The sequence below is a fragment of the Mucilaginibacter endophyticus genome (assembly GCF_003351025.1).
GTDB lineage: Bacteria > Bacteroidota > Bacteroidia > Sphingobacteriales > Sphingobacteriaceae > Mucilaginibacter > Mucilaginibacter endophyticus.
In genome coordinates this window covers 320,572-339,995 of sequence record NZ_QPCG01000003.1, presented here as the reverse complement: position 1 = coordinate 339,995, position 19,424 = coordinate 320,572, and the positions used below count along the sequence as shown (strand labels likewise).

Genomic DNA, 19,424 nt, shown 5'->3' with positions numbered 1-19,424 from the left:
GAAATGAAAAGGATTTTTGAATATACCAGCGTCCCCTCAGGGTCTCTCGGAGAGGACCCTGAGGGCTTCGCTTTCTTCCGAAACAGTAAAATGAAAACGTTGCATAAATATCTTATCATCACAGTTTTGGTAATTGCCGGTGACAAACTTTTTGCACAAAATAAAGCTTTGGTTAATACCAGTAAAAGCAGTTACGCCAAACTCAGCAGCCTGGATATGGGCGCGGTACAATGGACAGGCGGCTTCTGGGCCGACAGGTTTAAGGTTTGCCGCGATACCATGATCCCCAACCTGTGGCGCGTTTATACCGATCCGAAGATCAGTCACGCTTACCGCAATTTTGAAATAGCCGCGGGACTGGATACCGGATCGCATGAAGGCCCGCCATTTCATGACGGCGATTTTTATAAACTGTTTGAGGCGGTAGCCAGCATGTATGCCTCCACGCATGATCCCAAATTGGATGCGTTGATGGATAAAACCATAGCTGTTATTGCCAAAGCCCAACGCGCTGATGGCTATATCCACACGCCAACCCTTATTGAAGAACGAAAGAACAGCGGTAAGGAAAAAGCTTTTAATGATCGCCTTAATTTTGAAACGTATAACCTCGGCCACCTCATGACAGCGGCCTGTGTTCATTACCGGGTTACGGGTAAAACTACCCTGTTGAAAGTAGCTATCAAAGCAACCGATTATCTATACAAGTTTTATAAAACAGCCTCGCCCGAATTGGCACGGAATGCCATTTGCCCCTCGCATTACATGGGGGTAGTTGAAATATACCGAACCACCCGCGATCCGAAATATCTGGAACTGGCTAAAAACCTGATAGATATCCGGGGATTGATGAAGGATGGCACCGATGATAACCAGGACAGAACACCTTTCCGCCAGCAAACACAGGCTATGGGACACGCTGTCCGTGCCAACTACCTGTTCGCAGGCGCTGCCGATGTTTATGCCGAAACCGGTGACACCACACTCATGCACACCTTAAACCTGATGTGGAACGATGTAGTCAACCGTAAAATGTATATCACCGGTGGCTGCGGTGCATTGTACGACGGCGTTTCGCCCGACGGAACTTCTTACAATCCTAACGATGTACAGAAAGTACACCAGGCTTACGGGCGCGATTATCAACTGCCAAGTTTCACAGCCCACAATGAAACCTGCGCCAATATTGGCAATGTGCTCTGGAACTGGCGCATGCTGCAGGTAACCGGAGATGCCAAATATGCCGATGTGATAGAACTGGCGCTATACAACAGTGTACTTTCGGGTATCAGTCTTAATGGGCGTAATTTTTTGTATACCAACCCGTTGGCTTATTCGGATAGTTTGCCGTTTAAACAGCGCTGGTCCAAAGATAGGGTAGGCTACATTAAACTTTCCAACTGCTGTCCGCCAAATGTAGTGCGTACCATTGCCGAGGTAAGCGATTATGCTTACAGCACATCAGATAATGGCCTTTGGTTTAACCTGTATGGCAGCAACACCATAACCGCTAAACTGAAAGATGGCATGCCGGTAAAACTAACACAAACCACCAATTACCCATGGGATGGCAAAATCCGCATCCGGTTTGATGAGGTACCGGGCAATAAAGCGTTCTCGGTATTTTTAAGGATTCCGGGCTGGTGTAAGGGCGCAAGTATAAAGCTTGCTGGTCAGCCGGTGCCGCAACTGGATACCACGCCGGGAACTTATGCGCAAATTAACGCGGTTTGGCAAAGAGGAATGACTATTGATCTTGATCTGCCTATGCCGGTTACGCTGATGGAAGCCAACCCGCTGGTTGAGGAAACGCGAAACCAGGTCGCGGTAAAACGTGGTCCAGTGGTTTATTGTCTGGAATCGGCTGATTTGGTTAAGGGTCGAAAGGTTTTCGATGTAGCGCTATCTGCAGGTAATCAACTTAACCCAGAGATGATCAGGATAGATAACAGCGAGATCATGAGCCTTGTTGGTAAAGCCGACCTGCGTGATGAAAACAATTGGAGTAATCAGCTTTACAAGGAAGTATCTACGCCAAAACAAAACGCTGTTGATATCAGGCTGATTCCATACTACGCATGGGGTAACCGTGGGCATGTGGATATGGAGACGTGGATGCCGCTGGATTATTGAGGGGAGGAAGAAGGTTAAAGGTCAAAGGCAAAAGGTTGCAATAAAAAAACAAGCCGCCGCTCGGCTCCAGCCGAGTGGCAACTATTACACGGCCTCTGGCCGTCGAAGCAGAAGGGCAAAACTATTATTGATCGCGAAGTTTAACCCCGGCGGCCAGAGGCCGCCCTGATAATTACCACTCGGTTGGAGCCGAGCGGCGGCGGAGATTTTGAGGGGCATTTATTTGTCTAACATCACCTCAATATCCTTTCTTCGCTCTTCCGGAAAAACTTTTAAATCAACAACTTTTCCATCTTTCAGCGTAGCTTCAACGGTAGTATTATAAGGTGCATGAAGTTTAAAATGCACATCCCAGCCCTTTGGCCAGGCTGGGAACAGCATGATCTTTTTATCATCAACTTGCATCAGCATTTCCTGTAGACCGATCATGCCCGAACCGCCCCAGTTATGGTCGGGTGTCCAATCGAAGCCCGGGCCCCAGAAGGCCGGGAAGCGTCTGCCGGAGTTTTTGAGTTTGAAGGTGGTTAGTTTGGCGGCTTCATCGGTAAAACCTAAACGGGCCGCAAAAATATTATCCTGTTTCCAGCCTATACCGCTCCTGAATTTGGCTACAAGCGTGTCCAATTTCCAGGTATTTAAAGCGATATCCAATCCCGGTTTGCCTAAGCCAAATATGCCCCAGGGATATACCGGGTAAAACTGGGTATTTTCTTCATTGTTAACCCGTTCCCATGATTTTGCCGGTGTCAGGGTTTTATGCCCTTCAATTTCGCCAAACGTAATAGGAGGGATGCGCTTTAAAAAGCCTTCCAGTTTGCCGCGCTCTTCTTTGCTCAGGTAATTATCCGGTAAGGCCAGCATCCGTTTGGTGATGGTTTGCAGGGCGGCGATGGTCGAATTGGAGTTATAGGCCATCTTGAATGTCTCGGCAGATGAGCCGGGATAGAGTACAAGTTGCCCGTTGCCATCAAGCGCTTTGGCACTGCGCTTGCGCGAAAGGTATTGGTAATGCTCATCAAAAAAAGTAAGGCAGCTTTCAATAAACGGAATGTATTGATGAATGTCATCGCCTTTGTAGCGTTCCGTTTCCAGCATCATGAGGCAAAATTCAAAAACGGTATCCCAGGTGTATTCCAACCAGGCGTTATACTCCAGCCCCTTGTCAAAATCGGCAGGACGCTTCCAGGTATACTCGGCACTATTCGGCAGACCGAAATTCTCCACCTGTTCGGTAAAGCAGGCGCCATTATGGCCCCAATAAACCTTGCTGCGTAGTTCGGCGTTTTTGAGCGAACGGAGATAAAAGTCAAATTCCGGTTTCATCATGTCAATATCGCCGCTTTTGAGCATCGGGAAATAAACTAAACGCTGGTTTTGGGCAGTCATCAGGCCACCGCCCCAATTGCGGAAATCGGGCGTAAAAGCGTATTCGGTGTTGACAAAAACAGGATCATAGGTAAACAGCCCGCCGTTAAATTTGGTGGGCGCTTGCCCGTAAGCATTGCAGCCCAGCATATACCTGAAAAGCTGATAGTTTTTACCGGTTTGCCAGGCTGTTGTATCAATGTCAGGTTTGTCTGTATTGATGTTAATAAAACTCCTGTCCCAGTATTGTTTCCACCAGTCGGCGGTCTTTTGCCAGGCGGTTTTAGTATTGGTTTCGGCTTCCTTAATTACTTTTTCGAGGCCCTGCTGCCAATCATTTACGGATGCGGTTTGTTGGGTATTGAGATAGATCTCGATATCTTGGTTGGTCGCCGGTTTAACGCTTTCCAGTTTCCAGCCCTCAAAATCGGTGTTGAGGTATTGACCTTTGGTAGTACCGGATGCTTTCAGGTTTTTACCCGTCATGAGGCCGCCAAAGGTTAGATTTTTAAGCGGATTGTACATCTGATCCATAACCGCATCCATTCCTTGCTGCTTCACCGTAACATCAAATATGGTGGAGTCGAGGTTATGGTGGTAGAACCGGATGGCATTGCCTTGAAACGCTATGTTATCCTTCAGCGTTTTTACATCATTGCGCGGAGCGAATTTCCACGAGCCCTCATTTTTTTCGAGGCCTTTAACTTCCCTGTCACGGTAACGCCAGCTTTCAAAAATAGCTTCAGTTTTAATAGCTTTATTGCTGCTGATATTAACATGGATCACCGGGCGGTTAACATCAACCCAAAGCTTTATTTCGGCTTTTAAATCTCCTTTTTTTCCGTTGATGAGTACCGAGCCATTTTGAAGTTTGAGTTCCTGTTTAAAATCATTGCCATCAAAAGGATTGGGCGATAGTTTAACCCTTATCCGACCAAGTTTAAGCATGGCATTATTTTCATCAAAAGTGCCGCTCCGGGCTATATAAAAAAGCAGTTCTCCTTTTTCAACCCAAACGTTTAGGCCGATATCGCCACCGCCGCATGGCATCGACTGGCCTGAATTTTGGCTTTGGCTGGTCCACACTTCATTGTATTGTTCGATGCCTTTATTTTGAGCTAACGCAATATTGCAGTACAGGAAGCAGAGCAGCAGGAGTTTTTTCATAATTACCAATCGTCGGTTCTGAATGAGGAAACGGGGAGCCCGTTAGTGCCGAACAGATCGCCCACCACAAAATCTTTAAAGGCGTAACGCACGGCCACGGGCTCTTTTACCAAAGGTGAAGATACAATAATTGCGCTGCCCGATATCATGGCCTGTGCAGGGTAAAACATTTTGTCGTTACCGGCAATTTCAAAGTTTTGGATAGGCTTGTTGAAGGACGTAAGCCCGTTTTCGGCGTGCTCAAACCTGATGGTGGCCTGATTGCCATCCACAGTCATTTCTTTGTACAGCGGACTTGCATAGTCGAAACCTTTGATGCCATAAGTTTGAGCTAAGGCAAGATAAGCCAGTCGAGTGCCTACGGGTTCTTTACGTGAAGGGTGAATAAGAGCCTGTTCGCCAACATCAAGTAATACAGCCATGCCGCTGTTGGGGATGATTTTTAATGATTTACGTTGAGCATCGCGCAGATAGGCCGAATTGTATTTGCCACCGCTATTGTAAGGCGGAAGTTGTGCATAATCATATGGGGCTATCTGCACATAATAAAGTGGAAAATCGCCTTGCTGCCAAAGCCCCCGCCAGCGTTTTACCAGGGCCGGGAAAAGTTTTTCATATTGGTCGGGTCGGTCGTAGTTTGATTCGCCCTGGTACCAGATACAGCCTTTAATACCGTAGCCAATCACTGGGTTCAGCATGCCATTAAACAAGGTAGTAGGCGTGCGTGATACCGCCTTGATGGTATCTGTTTTAGCCGGGATTTTTATCTCCGGAAATTCTTTCAACCCTTCTGGGTCCAGCCAGGCTTCGGCATTTGAACCGGCATAACAATCGCTGATCAAACCGATAGGTACATGAAGCATCTCATTCAATAGCCTGCCGAAATAATAACCTGTAGCGCTAAAGTTGGCGACAAATTCAGGCGAGGCCACATGCCATTCGGATGGTTTACTGTTGGCCTGAACTTCGGTCACCGATGAATGAGGTACGGTGTAGATGTGGATATTACTGTTAGATGATTTCAGGATAGCATCAACAGAACCACTGATAGGCTGACTTTTATAGCCTTTCATCGGAATCTCCATGTTTGATTGCCCGGTGCAAAGCCAAACCTCGCCAATAAGCACGTTGTTTAGTTGTATGGTATTGCCATCACTAATTGTAACGATGTATGGCCCGCCGTATGCCGGGGTACTTACCTTTGCAAGCCATTTACCATTGGCATTCACTTTGGCCTTATAGGTTTTTTTGTTCCACGAGGTGCTGATAGTAACAGTTGATCCTGCTTTGTCCCAACCCCATATGGGTGCTTCGCTTTGCTGTTGCAGTACCATGTTATCGGTAAAAATGGATGCCAGTTTTACTTGCGCTTGTGTGGATATAAACAGGAACAAAACCAGACCTGATGCCAGTAACTTTTTCATTGTTGTAGATTATTTGGTAAGCTTTCCGGCGCGTTTTGCCTCAAGCCACCCGCTGAAAAGGAGGTTTTTATTTAATTCGGGTTTAGGGAAAAACAGGCTGGCCAGGTAGCCAACTATGATCACCACCAAATGGCTATATACCCCGAGCATGTATTTATGCTGATTGAAATTGTATTTACCCAGATCGAGCAGGATATGTTTATCATCGCCCAAACCAATTTTGGCTGATGTTAAAAAGGCGTAACCGGTAAACAGGATACAGGCAATAATACCAATGTTTACCCCTTGGCTATTTGCCCTGCTGCTGAACAGTCCCAATAAAAAGATCCCAGCTATACCACCCGAAAAAATGGCGTAGAGGGTAAACACAATGCCCAATGCGCCTTCATCACCGGCAAGCATATATAGGGTAGCTATACCCATAGCACCGAAACCGGCCAGTACTACTATCCATCTCCCGGCTTTTAGGTAATCCTTATCCGATTTATGAGGCCTGAATTTTTTATAATAATCTTCCACACCAATGGCCGAAAGGCAGTTAAGATCTGCCCCAAGGCTGGAGATAGCTGCCGAGATCAACGCTGCCAATATCAATCCTACAACGCCGGTAGGTAGTTGGCTCATGATAAAATAAGGAAAAACCGCGTCGGCTTTAATACCTGCAGGTAGTGGGTTTTGCTGATAGTAGGCAAATAATGCAGTGCCAATAAACATGAACAAAGCCCATAAAGGCACGGTAAGCGCCACTCCTAATATGGATGCGCGAATAGCTGCTTTGTCGGTTTTTGCTGTCAGATAACGTTGCACCATAGTTTGATCGGTTCCGTATTTCTGGATGGCGTAAAACACGCCGTTTATAGCCATTACTATAAACGTAAGTTTCTTAAAATTCCAGGAGTAGGGGCCGAAGTTATTTTTGTGATTAACACTGGCGATATGCCAAAGCTCGGGAAAGCCGCCTTTAATTGAACAGATGAGGATGATGAATGACGCAATGCCGCCGCCTATCAGCAAAAAGCCCTGCACAACATCGGCCCAAATTACGGCCTCAATACCGCCAATAAGTGTAATGACAATGATCACAAAGCCTATAACCCAGATAATGGCAAAGGTATTGGTATTGGTCATGTTGGAGAGTGCCAGCGCCAGCAGGAAAAATACCGTTCCCATTTTTGAAAAATGGGTGAGCACGAAACTAATAGAGCTATAAAAGCGGGCAAACAGGCCGAAGCGTTTTTCAAAGTATTCGTAAGTACTTACACCTATTACCTCGCGGTAAAGGGGGACTATGAACCAAACCATCAGCAATAAAACTACCGGAACCATTAAGCCCTGAACCAACAAGATCCAATTGGATGCAAAACCCTCGCCGGGATAGGCCAGGAAAGTTACACTGCTGATGAGTGTAGCCATTAACGACATGCCTATGGCCCAGGCCGGAATAGAGCCGCGCGATACGAAATATTTTTTGGTGGAGTTTTGTCCTTTTGAAAATTTGAGACCGATGGTTAATGAAATGGCCAGTGCCAGGGCTATGATAATATAATCTGCCAGGTGCAGGGTTTCATGTTTCATATGCAGGTATAGTTATTGGTTCCCCAAACGGGAGCAGGCCAGGGGTAGCTGCCTGGTTTTAAAGTTAAACATAATTGGTTATTGCCGGCTACGCGCATATGAATAACTCCGGGAGCTATTAGTTTTGAGGGATATAATTTTTTGATGTTTAAACGCTCAAGTATGGCCCAGGCGGTTGCACCACCCTCAATCAGCAATTCGTGAAGGGAAGTGTGGTCAATAACCTGTTTTACAATATCTGCCATTTTGTGGCTCAGTAATAAGGGATTTACTTTTATATGCTTAATAAAATCGGGGTTTATAGCAATGATGGCGTTGTTGCCCGCCACAATGCTTGATGCCACGTGACTGGCAAAAAGGGCATGAACATTATCTCCGCTGGTTTCGGCGCAGATGGTTGCCGCTGGTACATAATGTACCGGGATATTGTTGTGCCGGCCATCGCTTAGGTTTAGCTTACCCTGGTAAAATGTGCTGCCAAATACAAACAGCCGCCTGCCGGTAGTTTCGGGGGCAGTGGTTTCAACCTTTTGCGAATTGGTTAAAGATTCAAGGAGGGTGGTAAATAAATTTGCCGAGCCTGCCAAAAGGGTATCGCTATCCGTTTTATTTACCCAATATTTAAGATCATCTTCGTCATTGGCTGCTCCTATAATGATTCCTGTCGCTGGGAGCTTGTCGTCCTTTTTTACCAATTGGATCTTTTCATCGGCCCTTAATAATTCAATAATATTTGAGCTTAAAGCCGGGAAGGTTGGATCGTTAGCGAAATCACTAAGGTGGATAGGGGCGCCGTTGTAATGGAACGTTTCGCCGATAAGTTTTTTTGAATGATGAGGGTTGCCGGGTATAATCAAAGCCCTTTTTAAACCTGACGCAACAAGCTGACTTTGCAATTCCTCAATAATATGCCCCCGTAAAACCGAATCTATCTTTTTGAAAATAAACCGGGGGTTTAGTCGCTGTAACTGAACGGTAAGGTGGTGAACTATCTCCTTTGCCTTAGGTTCAGTAAGCGAACGGGTATCTGTAGCTATGATCAGCAAGTCTGCATCGCAGTATTCATCAACAGTGGTGCTCACCTCGGTTCTTAACCCGTGGTTGAGGCCTATGCCTGCCAGTTCGGCGGCTCCCGTTAAATCATCTGCAATTACAGCGATCATAGCTTATACTTTTACTCTGTTTTTGCTCAATTGCACTGCCGACTCGATAGCCAGTATCATGGCATCGCTGCTGGCAATTCCTTTTCCGGCAATTTCAAAAGCGGTACCATGGTCCACCGAAGTGCGGATGATAGGCAGCCCCATTGTGATGTTAACGCCTTTTACGCTGTCCATCTGCTGTTTTTCGGCATTCCATTTAAAGCCGGTAAGCTTAAACGGGATGTGACCCTGATCGTGGTACATAGCCACAATACCACCATAGTACCCGGTTGATGCCTTGGAAAATAAGGTATCGGCTGGTACCGGGCCATCCACATCATAACCTAACTTTAAAGCTTCCTGTACAGCCGGAAGGATCTCAAATTCATCTTCTGTACCAAACAAACCCGAGTCTCCGGCATGGGGATTAAGTCCGGCAACGCCTATTTTCAGGTTTTTCTCGCCCAATGAAATTAAACCATCCTGCAATAGTTCGATCACCTCAATGATGCGATCCTTTTTTACAAGATCGCAAGCTTGCCTTAGGGAAACATGAGTTGATACGTGGATTACCTTCATGTTATGCTCAACCAACAGCATGGCATATTTTTTTGTGCCGGTGTAATGCGCGTAGATTTCGGTATGACCGGCAAAGTGGTGCCCGGCTTCATTAATTGATTTTTTGTTGATTGGCCCGGTTACGGTTGCATCAACCTCACCGTCAAGTGCCAGTTCAATGGCTTTTTTTACTGCTTCAAACGAGGCATTGCCTGCCATGGCGGAGATTTCGCCAAAGCGCAGCTGCTCCATATCCACATTTTGCAGGTCATAAACATCTGGCTTGCCAAACTCAAAGTTGGCCTTGCGGATATCTTTTATGGAGTTGATGCGTGCCTCTAAACCTAATCGTTTTATGATATCAAAAAATACCCCGGTATCACCTATAATCAATGGGCGGCAGATCTCAAACAACCTTTCGGTAAGCAGGGCTTTAATGGCAATCTCGGGGCCAATACTGGCCGGATCGCCCATGGTTATCGCTATGATGGGTTTCTCGGCTATCATTGGTATATCGGTAAGCTAAGGTTTTCAACATTAAGCATGCTTTGCAATTTGTTTTGCAACTCGGTGGCTTCAGCCTCGCTCACTTTTAACAGCGGCGGCATCATGTACGAGCGGCATAACCCGGCACTTTGCATTAATGATTTTAGTGCCGCTAATGATTCGCCCAGCAGGCGTTTGCCTTGGTAAATATCGCCAACCAGGTTGGAGTGCCTTTGCAATAGCAATGCTGCCGCTTCATCATTATTGTCGGCCGCCACTATCATTTTGTAATAAATATCGGGGAAAAGGTTTCCAGTGCTTGGCACCAGGCCGTCGCTGCCGGTAAACAGTGCGTGGGCAGATTGCGCTCCCCATCCCAGGAAGTGACTGAAATCGGCCCTTTTGGCCCATAATTTAAGCGAATCTTTTAGCCGGTCGTGGTTACGTTCCGAATCTTTGGTTCCCACAATATTATCATGATGGCTTAATTCGTCGAGAAGGTTTAGGTTTATGGATACATTGGTTGTAGCCGGTATATTGTAAACTATCAGTGGGATAGGTACCTCGTTAGCCAGCGTTTCAAAGTATGTTTTAATTTCGTATTCAGTTAAAGTAAAATAGGCAGGCAAGTGCGCTACCGCAACGTCAATACCTTCATCGGCACAGCGTTTGGCCAGCTCAATTGAGTCGGCAAGGCAGTTTGATGAAATGCCGGCGTAAAGCAATCTGCCGGGCTGCCTTACCGATGTTGCCAGTTTAATAAAGTCAAGCTTAAGATCGTTTGGTAAGGAGGCCGATTCGCCGGTGGTGCCCAGTATAAAAGGCACGCCGCCGTAGTTGAAAATATTATCAAATATTTTTTCAACCGCTTCGTGATCAAGTTTGTAGCTATCGGTCAGTGGCGTAATTGATGGCACTACCAGGCCATTATATTTCTTTTTTAGTTTCATTTATGATGTATTAATAAGCAGCCTCGTAAATGTTTACAGCGTCATCTATTGTTATCGGTCGCGGATTGTTTTTAAGCAAGCGCGTAATTTTCATGGCGTCGGCGGCCATTTGTGGTATGGTGTTTTTGTCTATGTCTATTTCTTTCAGGCGTGCCGGAATGCCGCATTGACTAATCAATTCGCGGATTTTCTCAACTCCTGTATAGGCAGTTTCCGAATCCGTAATACTGCTATCACATCCCAATGCACGTGCAACGGCCGCATATCGTTCTGGTGCCGCCGGAATGTTATATTCCATTACAAAAGGAAGTAGCAAGGCATTAGATAAGCCGTGAGCGATATGATACATGCTGCCCAGCGGATAGGAGAGCGCGTGAACACCCGCCGTATTAACCGGGCCTAAGCAAAAACCACCCATTAAACTGCCAATGGCCAATTGTGTACGGGCATCTTCATCGCTACCATCGTTTACAGCTTTAACAAGGTTGCCTGCTATCAGCCTGATCCCTTCAAGGGCGTACATATCAATGAATGGATGCGCGTATAGATTGGTATAAGCTTCAAGGCAATGGGTTAAAGCATCAAGACCGGTAGCCGCGGTAACCTCTGGAGGGAGACTAATCATCAATTCCGGGTCAATGATCACCCCATCCGGAACAAGGTATCGGCTTATGATCCCTTTTTTCTGGTTATCCGCATCATCTATCAATATGGCGTTAGGTGAGGCTTCGCTGCCTGTACCCGCTGTTGTAGGCACGCAAATAAGTTTTTTATTACGATTTTTAAGCAGGCCGATACCAGTGATATCTGCCAATGATTGATCATTATCAATTTGCGCGGCTATCAGTTTAGCTATATCAAGCACACTGCCGCCACCAATACCTATGATCACGTCTGCCCGGGTATTTTTAACAGATGTAAGCAGATCTTCAAAATCTTTAAAAGATGGCTCCCTTACTATCGATGTATCAACATGAACGGTAACTCCGGCTTCTTTAAGCTGAACTAAAAGCGGCTCAAGTTTATCTAAAAGCGGGCTGATGGTAACTATCAAAGCTGATTTATAACCCTGGCCAACAACCTCATCGGTTAGTTTTAAAAGCGATTTTTTACCAACAATTACCTGGCCCGGAAACCTGATAGTGATGTCGCGATAAGGATGTACAGTTTGCGGCATATACTTATAAATTATAATAGCAGGCCTTAATTAATTGGTTTTGATATAAAACAAAGATGGATACTGCCGTCTCCCATTTTCATCCAACCGTTATCCAATTATTGTACGATATTATCAAAAGGAATACTGGCAGGTAAACAGTTGCGATATTATCTGCTTGTAATTGGCTTTTGAAGGCAGCAATGGTAGTGAACAGGTGCTAAGATGCCGGGAGACAGAGCATGACAGTTCGGTAACTCAAGGCCGGTAATTTAGCAAAAAGGTGATTATGAGCATATAGGGCATAGTTTGAACCTGTTGGATGAGCTTTGTTATCCCAGTTTATCACTCATCATAACACCGACTCCTGATTATAAACAACCCGGCCAAACGCCGTTATTTTTTAATATTTCTGTTAACCGATTAAATACACACCATCATGAAAAGAGTAATAACCTTAGGACAATTTATTATAGAGAAACAGGCTGATTTCCCTTTCGCCAAAGGTGAGCTATCAAGACTTTTACGCGATATCGGCATCGCTGCTAAAATTGTAAACCGCGAGATCAGTAAAGCCGGGCTCATTGATATCATCGGCGAAACCGATTCAGTAAATTCTCATGGCGAGCGGCAAAAAAAGATGGATGTTTATGCCAATGAGCAATTTATTTCGGCGTTGCGGAGTGGGGGCGAGTGCTGTGTAGTAGCTTCGGAGGAGAATGACGAGCATATCCTGATAGAATCGGAAATCTCCAAACATGCCAAATATATTGTAGCCATCGATCCGTTGGATGGTTCATCAAATATTGACGTAAATGTGAGTGTGGGAACTATATTTTCTATTTACCGCCGTAAAACTTTAGAGGGTAAAGCTACTTTGCAGGATGTACTGCAGAAAGGTACTGAGCAGGTAGCCGCCGGTTACGTGATCTACGGATCATCAACCATGCTGGTTTATACTACAGGTAAAGGGGTTAACGGGTTTACGCTTGACCCTTCTATAGGAGAGTTTTGTCTGTCGCACCCTGATATAAAAATGCCGAAGGATGGGAGCCTGTATTCTATCAATGAAGGATATTACACGCATTTCCCTTTGGGTGTAAAAAAATACATCAAATACTGCCAGGTTGAGGACGATGCCACCAGCCGCCCTTACACCTCACGCTATACCGGATCAATGATAGCCGACATTCACCGTAACCTGATTAAGGGCGGTATATTCCTTTATCCAACTACAGCCCAGTATCCAAATGGAAAATTGCGACTGGTTTATGAGTGCAACCCGATGGCCTTTATTGTGGAACAGGCCGGTGGCCTGGCATCTACAGGCTACGACCGGATCCTCGATTTGGATGTGAATGAACTTCATCAGCGTTCGTCTATTTTTATCGGCTCCGAAAACATGATTAAACGGGCAGAAGAGTTTATGCTGGCCTTTTCTCCGCAACAACCATCTATAGCTCCGCAAAAGAAAGTTATCTGATTAATAAATAGTTTCGGTTTGCAGACTTGTGTCATTTGTAGTTGCATATGTTAAAATTTCACTTTCTTTAATTTAAAAATTAGGTAAGACTAATTTTTTTTATTTGTTTTGTATATTATTTAAGATATGCTAAAACGAATGAAAATATTATCTATACTGTGCTTTTTATTAATCCCAGGTTTGGTTTTGGCGCAGCATGGCTCCCTGAAAGGGAGATTAACCACCGGTAGCGAGCCGCTTTCCTTTGCTACTGTCGCGCTTTCCGGAACCGCAATTGGCGTAACCACGAACGATAAAGGCTATTACCATTTAAAAAATGTTCCGGCGGGTACTTACACCGTTGTTTTTTCGAACATTGGGTATGTCACCGAGCGCTATAATGTGAGCGTAAAGCCGGATGAGGCTACGTTACTGAACGGAAATCTGAAAGAAAGCAGCTCTAAACTGAATGAGGTGACCGTAACCGGGGTATCACGTAAAACCGAATTAAGGAGTAACCCCATACCCATAGCGGTAATGACCCGGAAAGAGATGGATCAGAATGTGAACAACAACATTATTGATGCTATTGTAAAAGGCGTGCCGGGTGTAAACGCGGTAACCACGGGGCCCAATATCTCCAAACCGTTTATCAGGGGATTAGGTTATAACCGTGTTTTAACCTTGTATGACGGCGTACGGCAGGAAGGGCAGCAATGGGGCGATGAACATGGAATAGAGATAGATCAATATGGCATTGGTCGCGCGGAGGTGGTGAAGGGGCCGGCAAGTTTAACCTATGGTTCGGACGCGCTGGCGGGGGTGATCAATATGATCCCTTACCTGCCTGCAGGCGAAAACCGGGTTTTAAAAGGCGATTACACTGCCGACTACCATACCAATAACGGCATGATAGGTACTTCGCTTGGTTTGTCTTACAAAAAAGATGATTGGCGATATGCTTTCCGGGCAACCGCGAAAGCCGCGCATGATTATCGGAACAGTGTTGATGGCTTTGTGTATAATACTGGTTTCCGAGAGTTCAACCTGTCTGGAATGGCCAGGGTTGATAAAAAATGGGGCTACTCGCAAATAGCGGCAACCGTTTATGATAACCGGCAGGAAATACCTGACGGCAGTCGGGATTCACTTACACGGCAGTTTACCAGGCAGGTAGCCGAAAGCAGCACCGACAATATCAGGAACCGGCCGGTTGTAAGTAATGATGAGTTAAGATCATACAGCATAACCCCGCTGCATCAGCGTATACAGCATTATCGTGTATACTCGCACAATGAGTTTAAACTGGGCGAAGGCAGCAGTATCAATGTTTCGCTTGGTTTACAGCAGAGTATCCGCCGGGAATATAACCACCCTACACAGGCAAATCAGCCGGGGTTATATGTTGTGCTTAATACACTTAATTACGATTTGAAATATAATCTGCCGACTTTAGGCGGTATTGAGAGCTCGCTTGGAGTGAATGGAATGTATCAAACCAACCGGAGCAAGGCGGCAACAGATTTTCCCATCCCGGATTATAACCTTTTTGATGCGGGGACTTTCTTTTTCGCCAAAAAAACTATCGGGAAAGTTGATATTTCAGGCGGCATCAGGTATGATAACAGGCACATCAGCTGGCATGATTTTTACGTTGGGCCGAATCCTAAAAATGGGTTTGAACAGCATGTGATATTACCGGATACAGCAGGCGCTCGTTTGCAGTTCCCGGCTTTTAAGCATGTATACCAGGGCGTATCGGGCAGTTTGGGTATAACCTATAATATCAGCGAGCGCCTGCTGCTTAAGGCAAATATAGCCAGGGGATACCGTGCGCCTAACATCACCGAAATTGGCTCCAATGGACTTGACCCCGGTGCCCATATCGTTTATTTAGGCAACCGTAGCTTTAACCCCGAATTTAGTTTGCAGGAAGATGTAGGCTTTATCGCTTATCTGAAGGATATCGACCTGATTGCCGAACTGTTTAACAACCATATCAACAATTACATTTACCAGGCCAAACTCACTGATGCCAATGGCAATCCTGTAGTGATTGTTCCGGGTAACAGTACTTATCAGTACCAGCAAAGCAGCGCCCGCTTATATGGGGCAGAATTTACGCTTAATGTGCACCCGCAAAATGTGAAGTGGTTAGCTTTTAATAATAGCCTGGCTTATGTGACCGGTATCAACGGCAACAAACAACTCATTGATGAATCTAAAGGTGCTGCTAAATACCTGCCTTTTATTCCTCCGTTGCATATCCGGTCGGAGTTTAAAGTGAGTTTACAAAAGGCTTACGGTGCTTTTTCAAAGATCTACTTCAAAGCCGAAATGGATGCCTACACTACACAAAACCGCTACTATGCCCTGGATAACACCGAAACCGCCACACCAGGCTATGCGTTGTTTAATTTGGGTGCGGGATCCACCATTAAAAATAAATCGGACAAAACCGTTTGTGAGCTTTTTTTGCAGGTGGATAACCTATTTGATAAAGCCTATCAATCAAATCTTAACCGCTTAAAATATTTTGAATATTACCAATCGTCGCCAAACGGGCACCTCGGTATTTATAACATCGGGCGGAATGTTAGCTTTAAACTGGTTTTTCCGTTTTGATGTTCTTGCCGTAATAAAAACGGGTGTCATGCTGAGCCAGTCGAAGCATGGTGGGCAGGCCTCTGCGCGCGTCCTTCGACAGGCTGCCCATGAAATAATTTAAAAACAGGTGTCATGCTGAGCCTGTCGAAGCATAGCGGGGCGGGCCTTTGCGCGCGTCCTTCGACAGGCTCGGGATGACAGTCTCCCACACCTAATGTTGTTTCATCTCCCTTGATCTCAATTTTCCACTACCTCCGATGGCTGGTCACTTTCACTATCATATCTTCAAAGATTTTCAAAAAGCAGAAGACTTACGGAGTTTTTAAAACTTCGTAAATCAGGTTTTACGGCTCTCGATTCTAACTGAAAACCACACCTCCAAAATAAATGAGATAAAATCCTGCTAAAAATTAGTTAATTGTTAAAATAACACTTAATATTGGGTTTCCTTTTTAACCTTTTAATTATGATGAAGCGTGTATCTGTCTTTTTTACCTTCATGTTGTTTTGCGTGGCGGCGCTGGCTCAAAAGCAAATGATCCCGAACCCGATAACAGGAGGATACTTTGCCGACCCAACCATAGTTAAAGAGAAAGGTCATTATTTCATTTACGCTACCATTGATCCCTGGGGTGCTAAAGAGTTGGCTGTACTGGAAACAACCGACTTTGTTAAATTTACACGTCATCATATCAACTGGCCTACAAAAGAAGCTTGTACCAGTCCCACTTCGCTTGATGAAATGGTTTGGGCGCCATCAGTAGTAAAAGGGAAAAACAATAAGTTTTATATGTACGTAGCCGTAGGCGGCGAGATTTGGGGAGGCGTAGGCAATACACCGCTTGGTCCCTGGAAAAACCTGAAAAAGGATAACACCCCAATGGTGAAATCAACAGACTATCCCAACGTGCATAACATCGATCCGGATTGTTTTATTGACAGTGATGGCAGCATCTATCTTTATTGGGGATCGGGCTATAAGTGGATCAACGGGCATTGCATGGCGGTAAAGCTGAAGGATGATATGGTTTCGTTTGATGGTGCGCCCATGGATATAACTACACCTCATTTTTTTGAAGGCGCACATTTGGTGAAACGTAATAAAACCTATTACCTCATGTTTTCGGAAGGTAAAGCTATTGATGCCAGTTACCAGGTTGGGTATGCTAAAGGAAAACAGTCCGCTGGGCCCGTTTCAGGAGGATGAACACCGGGTTATACTCAGCACTTCTGCTGATAGTACTGTGATTGGCCCCGGTCACCATACAACTTTTGTTGAAAAAGGGCAGCGCTATATTTTATATCACCGCATTTTTCCTCAAAAGGAATCATTTGTATTAAGGCAGCTTTGCCTGGATAGTTTGAATTTTGATTCAAACGGAAATATCAAAAAAGTGAGTACTAAAGGTGTTCAAAAGTTTAACTAAACCAGATAGAAATTTATGCGCTACGGCTTCGTTCTCACAGCTTTGTTATTGTTTGGTTTTGCGGCTAATGCTCAAAATAAACCTAAAAAGATAAGCCCCGATCTTTTCGGGATCTTTTTTGAGGATTTAAGTTACGCTGCCGATGGCGGTCTTTATGGCGAACTCATTCAAAACCGATCATTTGAATATAGCCCTGCGGATAACCGGGATTGGAACTCACTGACCGCCTGGAAATACCAGACAGATGGTTTTGGTTATGGAACTATTTCCGTAGAAACAGCTGCTCCGATCCATCCCAACAACCCGCACTATATTTTACTCGATATTCAGGATGAAGGACAAAAAGGCGTAGGACTTGAAAATTCCGGCTTTGACGGCATACCTGTAAAAGCCGGTAAAAACTATAATTTTTCGGTTTTTTTGAACGTAATATCCGGTGAATCATTACCGGTAAAGGTTGCGCTTGTGGATAAGAATGGAAAGGAGTTGGGTTCATCGTCATTTACAGCGGCAGATAAAGGCTGGAAAAAATATGCCGAGCAGATCCATGTGAATTTTGATAATGACAGTGCCAAACTGGAACTGTTAATTAAAGCGAAGGGGAAAGTTGGGATTGATATGGTGTCCTTATTCCCCGAAGAAACTTTTAAAAACCATAAAAATGGGTTACGGGCCGATCTGGCACAGGTTATCGCCGATATAAAGCCAAAATTCATGCGTTTTCCCGGCGGCTGTCTTACTCATGGCGATGGCGTTGCCAACATCTATCGCTGGAAAAATACTATTGGTCCGGTTGAGCAGCGGGTTGAACAGCGCAACATTTGGAATTACCATCAGTCGGTAGGGTTGGGGTACTTTGAATATTTTCAGTTCTGTGAGGATATTGGCGCTAAGCCGGTGCCGGTACTTGCGGCGGGTGTGAGTTGCCAAAATTCAGGCGGTACCTGGAGAATAGGCTCGACAGGGCAAAAGGGTATCCCGATGGATGAGATGAAAGCTTATGTGCAGGATGTGCTTGACCTGATTGAATACGCCAATGGACCTGCCACATCTACCTGGGGCGCTAAACGAGCGGCGGCAGGGCATCCGGCGCCGTTCAATTTAGAATATCTTGGTATTGGTAATGAAGATAAGATCACCGGTGTATTTGAAGAACGTTTCCGGATGATCTATGACGCGGTTCACAAGGCTCATCCCGAAATTAAGATCATTGGTACAGTAGGCCCAAGCCCCAACGGCGAAGACTTTGAGAAAGGCTGGAAGCTGGCCGATCAACTGTCGGTTGGTATTGTTGACGAGCATTATTATGAAAAACCGCAGTGGTTTTTGAAAAATACTACCCGCTACGATAGCTACAACATACAAAGGTCAAAAGTTTATATTGGTGAATACGCCTCTTGGGGCAATGCGCTTTTTAATGCATTAGCCGAGGCTGTATACATGACCCATTTAGAACTCAATGGAGAGGTTGTACGAATGGCGTCATACGCGCCGCTAATAGCGAGAATTGGTCATACATCCTGGAACCCCAACCTGATATATTTTAATGGTACAAAGGTTTTCCCAACGGTAAATTACTATGTTCAACAGCAATTTGCCGCCAATGCTGGCGATGTGTATTTGCCGGGTATGATAAAGCTAAAAGGCGAAAAAGCTACGCTTGATACTACCGCCGGAACTTCAGTTGTAAAAGATAGCGCTACTGGCGATATTATCCTGAAGATAGCCAATGCGGGTACTACCCAAATTTCGGGGCAGGCTGATCTGTCGGCAATTGATAAATTACCTGAATCCGCCACGCTTACTGTTATTTCCGGTAATCCTGAAGCAAAAAACAGTGCCGATAATCCTCCGGCTGTTCTTCCTCAATCGTCAACAATAAAATTGCAAAAGAAATGGGCTTTCGCCGTACCCGCTTATTCACTCACGGTGGTCAGGATAAGTGCCGGAACAATAAGAAAGCAGAAATAAT

At 45.3% G+C, this 19,424-nt stretch carries 13 protein-coding genes; 6 read left to right on the top strand and 7 right to left on the bottom strand.

Annotation, left to right across the window (positions count from 1 at the left end; translation table 11 throughout):
• Positions 1-3 precede the first annotated feature (3 nt).
• The gene (locus DUL71_RS14715) at positions 4-2,133 is read left to right on the top strand and encodes an aceric acid hydrolase (RefSeq protein WP_244228758.1); all 2,130 of its coding nucleotides are present in this window, start codon (positions 4-6) and stop codon (positions 2,131-2,133) included.
• Positions 2,134-2,352: 219 nt separating this feature from the next.
• On the opposite strand, the gene DUL71_RS14710 is transcribed toward DUL71_RS14715, so the two are convergent.
• From DUL71_RS14710 to DUL71_RS14680, 7 genes are read right to left on the bottom strand one after another with little or no spacing between them, the layout of a single operon-like run.
• The gene (locus DUL71_RS14710; protein WP_114938828.1) at positions 2,353-4,665 is read right to left on the bottom strand and encodes a DUF5703 domain-containing protein; all 2,313 of its coding nucleotides are present in this window, start codon (positions 4,663-4,665) and stop codon (positions 2,353-2,355) included.
• A gap of 2 nt (positions 4,666-4,667) precedes the next feature.
• On the bottom strand, positions 4,668-6,089 hold the full coding sequence (locus DUL71_RS14705) for a sialate O-acetylesterase (RefSeq protein WP_114938827.1): 1,422 nt from the start codon (positions 6,087-6,089) through the stop codon (positions 4,668-4,670).
• Positions 6,090-6,098: 9 nt separating this feature from the next.
• On the bottom strand, positions 6,099-7,664 hold the full coding sequence (locus DUL71_RS14700; protein WP_114938826.1) for a sodium:solute symporter family protein: 1,566 nt from the start codon (positions 7,662-7,664) through the stop codon (positions 6,099-6,101).
• Positions 7,661-8,827: a four-carbon acid sugar kinase family protein gene (locus DUL71_RS14695; RefSeq protein WP_114938825.1), complete on the bottom strand. Its 1,167-nt coding sequence runs from the start codon at positions 8,825-8,827 to the stop codon at positions 7,661-7,663. Before DUL71_RS14695 ends, DUL71_RS14700 begins: the two co-directional genes overlap by 4 nt.
• Positions 8,828-8,830: 3 nt before the next feature.
• Positions 8,831-9,871, bottom strand: coding sequence for a 4-hydroxythreonine-4-phosphate dehydrogenase PdxA (gene pdxA, locus DUL71_RS14690; RefSeq protein WP_114938824.1), 1,041 nt, complete (start codon positions 9,869-9,871; stop codon positions 8,831-8,833).
• Positions 9,868-10,800, bottom strand: coding sequence for a dihydrodipicolinate synthase family protein (locus tag DUL71_RS14685; protein ID WP_114938823.1), 933 nt, complete (start codon positions 10,798-10,800; stop codon positions 9,868-9,870). The genes pdxA and DUL71_RS14685 overlap by 4 nt, the downstream gene beginning before the upstream one ends.
• A 10-nt stretch (positions 10,801-10,810) precedes the next feature.
• A complete protein-coding gene (locus DUL71_RS14680) occupies positions 10,811-11,977 on the bottom strand; it encodes an iron-containing alcohol dehydrogenase (RefSeq protein ID WP_114938822.1) in 1,167 nt (388 codons plus the stop codon).
• Between the two features lie 418 nt (positions 11,978-12,395).
• On the opposite strand from DUL71_RS14680, the gene fbp reads away from it, so the two are divergent.
• The 5 genes from fbp to DUL71_RS14660 all read left to right on the top strand — a co-directional run bounded on the left by fbp (position 12,396) and on the right by DUL71_RS14660 (position 19,423).
• A complete protein-coding gene (fbp, locus tag DUL71_RS14675; RefSeq protein WP_114938821.1) occupies positions 12,396-13,439 on the top strand; it encodes a class 1 fructose-bisphosphatase in 1,044 nt (347 codons plus the stop codon).
• 138 nt (positions 13,440-13,577) lie between these two features.
• A complete protein-coding gene (locus DUL71_RS14670) occupies positions 13,578-16,043 on the top strand; it encodes a TonB-dependent receptor (protein WP_114938820.1) in 2,466 nt (821 codons plus the stop codon).
• A 448-nt stretch (positions 16,044-16,491) separates the two neighbouring features.
• Positions 16,492-17,232 (top strand): family 43 glycosylhydrolase, encoded by a 741-nt coding sequence (locus DUL71_RS14665; RefSeq protein ID WP_208645565.1) that lies wholly within the window; start codon positions 16,492-16,494, stop codon positions 17,230-17,232.
• A complete protein-coding gene (locus tag DUL71_RS32400; protein ID WP_208645564.1) occupies positions 17,189-17,452 on the top strand; it encodes a family 43 glycosylhydrolase in 264 nt (87 codons plus the stop codon). The genes DUL71_RS14665 and DUL71_RS32400 overlap by 44 nt, the downstream gene beginning before the upstream one ends.
• Positions 17,453-17,467: 15 nt before the next feature.
• Positions 17,468-19,423: an alpha-L-arabinofuranosidase C-terminal domain-containing protein gene (locus DUL71_RS14660; protein WP_114938819.1), complete on the top strand. Its 1,956-nt coding sequence runs from the start codon at positions 17,468-17,470 to the stop codon at positions 19,421-19,423.
• The last annotated feature ends 1 nt before the right edge of the window (position 19,424 follow it).

Coding starts and splice junctions, on each gene's coding strand:
- DUL71_RS14695 (WP_114938825.1), bottom strand. CDS start 8,827: ATGATCGCTGTAATTGCAGATGATTTAACGGGAGCCGCCGAACTGGCA.
- DUL71_RS14685 (WP_114938823.1), bottom strand. CDS start 10,800: ATGAAACTAAAAAAGAAATATAATGGCCTGGTAGTGCCATCAATTACG.
- DUL71_RS14665 (WP_208645565.1), top strand. CDS start 16,492: ATGATGAAGCGTGTATCTGTCTTTTTTACCTTCATGTTGTTTTGCGTG.
- fbp (WP_114938821.1), top strand. CDS start 12,396: ATGAAAAGAGTAATAACCTTAGGACAATTTATTATAGAGAAACAGGCT.
- pdxA (WP_114938824.1), bottom strand. CDS start 9,871: ATGATAGCCGAGAAACCCATCATAGCGATAACCATGGGCGATCCGGCC.
- DUL71_RS32400 (WP_208645564.1), top strand. CDS start 17,189: ATGCTAAAGGAAAACAGTCCGCTGGGCCCGTTTCAGGAGGATGAACAC.
- DUL71_RS14710 (WP_114938828.1), bottom strand. CDS start 4,665: ATGAAAAAACTCCTGCTGCTCTGCTTCCTGTACTGCAATATTGCGTTA.
- DUL71_RS14705 (WP_114938827.1), bottom strand. CDS start 6,089: ATGAAAAAGTTACTGGCATCAGGTCTGGTTTTGTTCCTGTTTATATCC.
- DUL71_RS14680 (WP_114938822.1), bottom strand. CDS start 11,977: ATGCCGCAAACTGTACATCCTTATCGCGACATCACTATCAGGTTTCCG.
- DUL71_RS14670 (WP_114938820.1), top strand. CDS start 13,578: ATGAAAATATTATCTATACTGTGCTTTTTATTAATCCCAGGTTTGGTT.
- DUL71_RS14700 (WP_114938826.1), bottom strand. CDS start 7,664: ATGAAACATGAAACCCTGCACCTGGCAGATTATATTATCATAGCCCTG.
- DUL71_RS14660 (WP_114938819.1), top strand. CDS start 17,468: ATGCGCTACGGCTTCGTTCTCACAGCTTTGTTATTGTTTGGTTTTGCG.
- DUL71_RS14715 (WP_244228758.1), top strand. CDS start 4: ATGAAAAGGATTTTTGAATATACCAGCGTCCCCTCAGGGTCTCTCGGA.